Raw genomic sequence first — 563 nt, 5'->3', positions numbered from 1 at the left:
CGGCCAGGCGCACGAACGGGGCGTCGGCGTCGGGTTCGGCGTAGACGGCGACGCTGGCCAGGCCGGCATCGGCTGCGGCCCGGATCACCCGCACTGCAATCTCACCGCGGTTCGCGACGAGCACCTTGGAAATACGTGCACTACTCATCGAAATGTCTTCCCTTTTCTACAGTTTCAGTAGCCTGCGTTGACCAGGACGGCAGCGGCGGCTACTTGCCGACGCAGAATGAGGGCGGGAGTGCCCCACGAATCGTTATCGACCGCGGGCGCTTCCGCCGCGGAACCGGACGAGGCGATCGCAGCGAACACTGCGAGCACCGCGGCGATGTCCGTGTCGCTCGGGTTGCCCGTGAACGTCACGGCCGGCGCCGCCGGCGGCTCTTCGGCGATGCCGGCGCCCAGCTCGTCGAGCACCTCGTCGACAACCAATTCCGCCGCGGTCATAGGGGGATGTTCCCATGCTTCTTGGGCGGGAGGGTGACCATTTTGCGTTCGAGTAGGCGCAGGGCGGCCACGATCTGTCCGCGGGTGTGGGACGGGGGGATGACGGCGTCGACGTAGCC

3 protein-coding genes are annotated in these 563 nt (G+C 67.3%); all 3 read right to left on the bottom strand.

Translation table 11 applies throughout. The annotated features are described in order from the left end of the window. A partial coding sequence (locus G9373_RS45615) for a biotin carboxylase N-terminal domain-containing protein (RefSeq protein WP_141476621.1) occupies nucleotides 1–148 on the bottom strand: 148 nt, incomplete at its 3' end. A 26-nt stretch (nucleotides 149–174) separates the two neighbouring features. Beyond that, nucleotides 175–444, bottom strand: a complete 270-nt coding sequence (locus G9373_RS45610; RefSeq protein ID WP_005265720.1) for an acyl-CoA carboxylase epsilon subunit — start codon at nucleotides 442–444, stop codon at nucleotides 175–177. After that, a partial coding sequence (locus G9373_RS45605; protein WP_167121067.1) for a carboxyl transferase domain-containing protein occupies nucleotides 441–563 on the bottom strand: 123 nt, incomplete at its 5' end. The genes G9373_RS45605 and G9373_RS45610, both read right to left, overlap by 4 nt.

The organism is Rhodococcus sp. A14 (genome assembly GCF_011603105.1).
GTDB lineage: Bacteria > Actinomycetota > Actinomycetes > Mycobacteriales > Mycobacteriaceae > Rhodococcus_F > Rhodococcus_F opacus.
Note: the sequence above shows the minus strand (reverse complement) of the source record. Positions and strands in the feature narration are given on the sequence as shown.

Coding starts and splice junctions, on each gene's coding strand:
- G9373_RS45610 (WP_005265720.1), bottom strand. CDS start 444: ATGACCGCGGCGGAATTGGTTGTCGACGAGGTGCTCGACGAGCTGGGC.